General features: G+C 32.9%; 8 protein-coding genes. 7 read left to right on the top strand and 1 reads right to left on the bottom strand.

Annotated features, from left to right (window positions below):
• From ACIQZC_RS08135 to ACIQZC_RS08105, 7 genes are all read left to right on the top strand, one after another.
• Positions 1-95 (top strand): UvrB/UvrC motif-containing protein (locus ACIQZC_RS08135; RefSeq protein ID WP_396138736.1); only part of this gene is annotated, 95 nt, incomplete at its 5' end.
• Between the two features lie 18 nt (positions 96-113).
• A complete protein-coding gene (locus ACIQZC_RS08130; protein ID WP_396138735.1) occupies positions 114-1430 on the top strand; it encodes a nucleoside permease in 1317 nt (438 codons plus the stop codon).
• Between the two features lie 39 nt (positions 1431-1469).
• Positions 1470-2294, top strand: coding sequence for a thymidylate synthase (locus ACIQZC_RS08125; RefSeq protein ID WP_396138734.1), 825 nt, complete (start codon positions 1470-1472; stop codon positions 2292-2294).
• A 119-nt stretch (positions 2295-2413) separates the two neighbouring features.
• The gene (locus tag ACIQZC_RS08120) at positions 2414-3247 is read left to right on the top strand and encodes an alpha/beta hydrolase family protein (RefSeq protein WP_396138733.1); all 834 of its coding nucleotides are present in this window, start codon (positions 2414-2416) and stop codon (positions 3245-3247) included.
• 217 nt (positions 3248-3464) lie between these two features.
• Positions 3465-3950, top strand: a complete 486-nt coding sequence (locus ACIQZC_RS08115) for a dihydrofolate reductase (protein WP_396138732.1) — start codon at positions 3465-3467, stop codon at positions 3948-3950.
• Between the two features lie 291 nt (positions 3951-4241).
• Positions 4242-4973, top strand: coding sequence for a bifunctional demethylmenaquinone methyltransferase/2-methoxy-6-polyprenyl-1,4-benzoquinol methylase UbiE (gene ubiE / locus ACIQZC_RS08110; protein WP_396138731.1), 732 nt, complete (start codon positions 4242-4244; stop codon positions 4971-4973).
• Between the two features lies 1 nt (position 4974).
• Complete coding sequence (locus ACIQZC_RS08105) at positions 4975-5667, top strand: porin family protein (protein ID WP_396138730.1); 693 nt, start codon at positions 4975-4977, stop codon at positions 5665-5667.
• A gap of 5 nt (positions 5668-5672) precedes the next feature.
• On the opposite strand, the gene ACIQZC_RS08100 is transcribed toward ACIQZC_RS08105, so the two are convergent.
• Positions 5673-6395 (bottom strand): TrmH family RNA methyltransferase, encoded by a 723-nt coding sequence (locus ACIQZC_RS08100; protein WP_396138729.1) that lies wholly within the window; start codon positions 6393-6395, stop codon positions 5673-5675.
• Positions 6396-6481: the final 86 nt, after the last annotated feature.

Genomic DNA, 6481 nt, shown 5'->3' with positions numbered 1-6481 from the left:
AAGAATTATACGACCAATTAGAAATTGCGGTGCAAAACGAAGATTATGAAAAAGCCGCTAACATAAGAGACGCGATCTCAAAAAAAGAATCTTAATCCATTAACAATAGCATTATGAATGTAAAATTAAAATTAACTATTGTAAGTTTCTTACAATTATTTGTTTGGGGTGCTTGGCTAACAACTCTTGCAAGTTATGGATTTGGATTTAAACAATGGTCTGGAGCTGAGTTTGGAATAGTCTTTTCAACTTTAGGGATAGGTTCTATTATTATGCCACCTATATCTGGAATTATCGCAGATAAATATTTAAATCTTGAAAAATTATACGGAATACATCATATTCTTTATGGTATAATTTTACTTTTCTTACCCGCTATTGATAGTCCTTCCACTTTCTTTTGGGTATTACTTATTGGAATGATATTTTATATGCCAACCTTATCGTTGTCAAACTCTCTATCATACGCTGTTCTAAAAAAATTCAATTTTAATGTTATTAAAGATTATCCGCCTATTCGAGTTTGGGGAACCATTGGTTTCATTGTTGCTATGTGGTGTACCAATTTATTTAGCAACGTAAATCCGCCATTTTCTTTCGGGATTGGAGTAGGAAAAGCTATTGCTTCTGTAACCAATATGCCAGTAGAATGCAATCAGTTTTATATTGCTTCGTTTTTTGCTTTTGTTTTAGGTATTTTTTCTTTCACCTTACCAAAAATTGAGCCGACTAAAGATGAAAGAACCAACAAAACATTCTCTCAAATTTTCGGTTTAGATGCTTTTAAATTGTTTAAAGAGTCTAAAATGGCTATGTTTTTTATTTTTAGTATGTTTTTAGGTGCCGCTTTACAATTAACCAATATGTATGGCGAAACGTATATTAAAGATTTTGAAAACATACCAAAATATGCAGAAACTTTTGTGGTAAAATCGGCAAATATTGTATTGTCTATTTCTCAAATTTCTGAAACCATATTCATTTTAGCCATTCCGTTTTTCTTACGAAGATATGGAATAAAAAAAGTAATGCTTTTCAGTTTAATTGCTTGGGTTTTGCGTTTTGGATTTTTCGCTTATGGCGATCCAATTGGAAGTTTATGGATGATAATTATGTCGAATATAGTTTACGGATTAGCGTTTGATTTCTTTAATATTTCGGGATCTTTATTCGTAGAAACTACAACTGATTCTAAAATTCGTTCTTCAGCGCAAGGCTTATTCATGATGATGACTAATGGTTTTGGAGCGATTTTAGGAAGTTTAGGAAGTGGGTATTTAATAGATACTTTTTTCACAACTCCAGCAGGAAAAGACTGGCATAACATTTGGCTAACTTTTGCCATTTATGCTTTAATTATAACTGTTGCTTTTGCAATATTATTCAAACACAAACACGACCTAAAAGACGTAGAAGCTTTCAATCATTAAATTAAAAACCCGATAGGTTTAAACTGATTACCTAAAAATATGCAACAATACCACAACCTAGTAAAACACGTTTTAGAAAACGGCAATCAAAAAGGCGACCGAACAGGAACAGGAACTTTGAGTGTTTTTGGTTACCAAATGCGTTTCGATTTGAGCGAAGGCTTTCCGATGGTAACAACCAAAAAACTACATTTAAAATCCATTATTTATGAATTGCTGTGGTTTTTAAAAGGTGATACAAATATTCAATATTTACAAGAAAATGGTGTAAAGATATGGGATGCTTGGGCAGATGAAAACGGTAATTTAGGACCAGTATATGGACATCAATGGAGAAATTGGAATAGCGAAGAAATTGACCAAATTACCGAATTAATCGAAACCATAAAAACCAATCCAAATAGCCGTAGAATGTTAATTTCAGCTTGGAACCCTTCTGTTTTACCAGACACTACCGTTTCGTTTTCGGAAAATGTCGCGAATGGAAAAGCAGCTTTACCGCCTTGTCATGCTTTTTTTCAGTTTTATGTGGCCGACGGCAAATTGAGTTGCCAGTTGTACCAACGCAGTGCCGATATTTTCTTAGGCGTTCCGTTTAATATTGCGTCTTATGCCTTATTTACGATGATGGTAGCACAAGTTTGTGGGTTAGAATCTGGTGAATTCATCCATACTTTTGGTGATGCTCATATTTACAACAATCATATAGAACAAGTGAATTTACAATTGAGTCGTGAACCCAGAAAATTACCAATAATGAAATTGAACCCAGAAATTAATAACATTTTTGATTTCACTTTTGACGATTTCACTTTAGAAGGCTACGACCCACACGAGCATATTAAAGGTGCTGTGGCGGTATAAGAATTAGATAACACATAACGTATCTTGAGGATATTTATTAGTTAGCGGTAAACTTGCCTTTGAAGATTAAACCATTTTAAATGAGAACAGTCCAATAGAATATTTACAAATTTACTTTTATGAGATTACTAATATTATTGGCATTGATTTTCTTTTCGTGTGATAATAACACAGCTACAGTTCAACCTTCTGCTTACAGAATAACAAAGACTGTTACTTATAATAATATTAATGTTGATGTTGTAATTGACAAACCTGCTTTAAATGAAGTTGATGTATTGCTGGTATTCCATGGCACAGTAATGTATGATAGTAGCATAATTACTGCTGCAAATAATACTCTTGACAAATTCAAAGGTATTTTAGACAGAGATAATATGATGATTGTAAGTGTTGCATATCCCCAAGAAAATTTATTATTAGGCGATAATATTGTTCAATGCGAAGCCGCTTATTTATGGTTGAAAAATAAAGCAAGTCAAGAATTAGGTATTACTGTAAATAAAGTATTCTTGGGCGGACACTCTCAAGGAGGCTATATTGTAACACGACTTAATACGATGCATCAAACAAATGGTGTAATTGCTAATGCGCCAGGACCATTAAACCTTGTTTACAGATGTCAATTAGAAGAAAATGGACAAGTTCAATCAGGTGCTGTCTGTACCAAACTTGAAAATGTATATGGCACGACAACAAGTAATCCAAATGCCTACTTTCAAAGGTCATTACTTAATTTCACAGATGGATTCAAGTCTGATATTATATTTATTCAAGGACTAAGTGACACTCCTATTCAATTGTATTCTTGGCCAACTTTTAAACAAGATGTATTAAATTGTACAAATTGTCAAAATAGACAGTTTGTTGAAATTGTTGGTGGTGAACACGGTTCTCTATTTGAAAGTCCAACCGCAAAGAACGAGTTTAATAACTTTATAAATAGCCACTAATTATAAAACCTAGCGCTAACAGCGATATCAAGAAATTGAGAAAAATGAGCAAAATTCACATTTTTCTTTCGCAAGAAATATTATTTTAGTGGAAAATAAACGGTTACGAAATTCGCAACCTTGCCAAGCCATGAGAAGTTAAATAACTATTTATGGCTACTCGCCATTTTAAATATTTCATTAAAAAACACTACCTTAGCACATCAATTTTTCAACTATGCTCACCATAATCGCAGCCGCATCAGAGAACAATGCTTTGGGTAAAGACAACCAATTGGTTTGGCATTTACCAGACGATTTTAAACGTTTTAAAGCTTTAACTTCGGGACATTTTATTATTATGGGAAGAAAAACCTTTGAAAGTTTCCCAAAACCGTTGCCAAATCGCACGCACATTATCATCACAAGACAAGAAAATTATGAAGTTCCAGCAGGTTGTTTTGTGGCTTCAAACTTAACAAAAGCCATAGCACTTTGTCCAATAAATGAAGAAGTTTTTATTATTGGCGGTGGCGAAATTTACAAACAATCTATTGATATTGCTGACAAAGTAGAGCTAACTCGCGTACATACTACTGTAGAAGCCGATACTTTTTTCCCAGAAATTGATACAAATCAATGGGAATTAGTGTTTGAAGAATTTCACCCAAAAGACGAGAAACATGCATTTGATTTTACTTTTTTAACGTATGTTAGAAGGTGATTTTTAGAACGCTGATGACACAGATTTCTTAGATTTTCACAGATTTTTTTAAATTCTTTGAGAAACTTCGTGCGTAACTTTGTGGAACTTTGTGTTACCTTTTTTTAGAACGCAGATGATAAAGATTTGACGGATTATTACAGATTTTTTAAATTTATTAAAATCAGTATTGTTAAAACACCTTTAATTCGACTAATGCAAATTGGCTAATTGACTAATTGCCTCATCGACACATTGTCTCATTGACACATTGAATTTTTATCCGTACTTTTGCCATTCAAAATTTGTAAAATGTCAAAAAACATAAAACCATACAAAGATTCAGAATTAGGCAAAAAAGAGCAAGTGGCTCAAATGTTTGACACTATTTCTGAAAATTACGATGATTTAAATAAAATCATCTCTTTTGGTACGGATGCAAAATGGAAGCAAAAAATTCTTAAAATGGTAGGTGCTAAAAAGCCTTCAACAATTTTAGATATTGCTACTGGTACAGGTGATTTAGCGATTTTGTTTGCTACTACTTCAGCAACAGAAATCATTGGTTTAGATATTTCACAAGGCATGTTAGACATTGGGAAACAAAAAATTGAAGCCCAAAAATTAGACACTAAAATTCAAATGGTTTTAGGTGATGGCGAAAACATTCCTTATGCCGATAATTATTTTGATGTGATTACGGTTGCTTATGGCGTTCGTAATTTTGAACATCTAGAAAAAGGCTTGTCGGAAATTTTACGCACCTTGAAATCGGGTGGTCAATTTATTATTTTAGAAACGTCGGTACCTACAAAATTTCCATTTAAACAAGGGTATTTTTTATATACAAATTTTGTAATGCCTACTATTGGTAACCTGTTTTCAAATGACAAAAAAGCGTATGCCTATTTATCTAATTCGGCACAAAATTTTCCATTTGGCGAAGTGTTGAACAATATTTTAAGAAAAATTGGGTTTATAGAAGTAGAACATTTGCCTCAAACAATGGGTGTGGCTACTATTTATACAGCATCAAAAAAATAATATGAAAAAACTGGTTTTCTTTTTCCTTTTCACTCAAATTGTGCTGGCACAAGGCGGTATGTTTGGCAAAAATCCAATTGTGAATAAAGAAAATTGGAACAAACAACGCCTCCATTGGGGTTACTATTTAGGCTTCAATAGCTTGGACTTTAAATTTGATTATTTATCGGTTGCAGAAGATATACAGGTGCAATCAACAACTGGTTTTAATGTAGGATTGGTTGGAAATTTACGCCTTACCGAATATTTTGATTTGCGATTTGAACCTGGTTTATATATCACCCAACGTAATTTAACCTATCCAGACATCACCGATAAAAGTGATCGTTTACGCGAAGTAAAATCGACCTATATCTTTTTCCCATTGTTGTTGAAATATTCTGCTTTGCGTGCTGGAAATGTTCGTCCTTATTTAGTGGGAGGAATGTCTACCGCATTGAATTTGGGAAGTAATCATAAATTAAAGGAAGACAATTATAATGATCGATTCCGAATGACCAAATGGACTAATTTCTATGAAGTGGGCTTTGGAATTGATATTTACTTAGAATATTTTGTGTTTTCGCCATCGATTAGAGGAGTTTTCAGTATGAATGACGAATTAATTAGAGACAATACACCAGGAAGTCCGTGGACTGGAAATGTACAAGCCATGAAAACCCGAGGCTTTTTTGTAAATTTTACGTTTCACTAATACAATTATCGTTTAAACTCGCTCAAAATTATAGCAGTCGCAGTGGCTACATTTAAACTTTCGGTTGCCTGCAACTCGCCAAATCTTGGAATAGCAATGCGTTGCGAAACTAAATTTTCTATCGCTTTTGAAATTCCATTGGCTTCATTTCCCATCACAATGATTCCTTCGGACGGCAATTGTTCTTTGTAAATGTTTTTTCCATCCATAAAAGTACCAAAAACCGGTAATTTTGTTTCAGACAATAAGTGTTCAAGATTACCATAGACAACATTTACACGACTGATTGAGCCCATAGTTGCCTGAACTACTTTTGGATTATACACATCTACTGATTCTTCAGAACAAAACAATGTTTTAATACCAAACCAATCACATAAACGAATAATTGTTCCTAAATTTCCGGGATCGCGCACATCGTCTAAAGCTACAATTAGCCCTTTTTCTTCAAAAGCAACAGTCGCTGGAATTTTAAAAAGTGCTAAACAAGTATTGGGTGTAGTCAAAGCACTAATTTTTTGCAATTCAACTTCTGTTATGACATAAACTTTGCTTTTGTCAACTGAAAACAGCTCAATATTTGTCGTAAATAATTCAACCAATTCAAAATTAGAATCGAGTAATTCTTGAACTCCTTTTACTCCTTCTACAAAGAAAAGTTGTTCTTGTTTTCTATATTTTTTTTGTAGTAAACTGGTTATTCGTTTAATTTGGTTTTTACTAACCATAAAAATTGTATTTTTGACTAACTTTTAAAAAGTGCTTTGAGAAATAATTTACCAAAAATAACATTATTATTTGTAATCGGAACAAT

The sequence above is a fragment of the Flavobacterium sp. genome (assembly GCF_044338735.1).
Classification (GTDB): Bacteria; Bacteroidota; Bacteroidia; order Flavobacteriales; family Flavobacteriaceae; genus Flavobacterium.
Note: the sequence above shows the minus strand (reverse complement) of the source record. Positions and strands in the feature narration are given on the sequence as shown.

Coding starts and splice junctions, on each gene's coding strand:
- ACIQZC_RS08115 (WP_396138732.1), top strand. CDS start 3,465: ATGCTCACCATAATCGCAGCCGCATCAGAGAACAATGCTTTGGGTAAA.
- ACIQZC_RS08100 (WP_396138729.1), bottom strand. CDS start 6,395: ATGGTTAGTAAAAACCAAATTAAACGAATAACCAGTTTACTACAAAAA.
- ubiE (WP_396138731.1), top strand. CDS start 4,242: ATGTCAAAAAACATAAAACCATACAAAGATTCAGAATTAGGCAAAAAA.
- ACIQZC_RS08120 (WP_396138733.1), top strand. CDS start 2,414: ATGAGATTACTAATATTATTGGCATTGATTTTCTTTTCGTGTGATAAT.
- ACIQZC_RS08125 (WP_396138734.1), top strand. CDS start 1,470: ATGCAACAATACCACAACCTAGTAAAACACGTTTTAGAAAACGGCAAT.
- ACIQZC_RS08130 (WP_396138735.1), top strand. CDS start 114: ATGAATGTAAAATTAAAATTAACTATTGTAAGTTTCTTACAATTATTT.
- ACIQZC_RS08105 (WP_396138730.1), top strand. CDS start 4,975: ATGAAAAAACTGGTTTTCTTTTTCCTTTTCACTCAAATTGTGCTGGCA.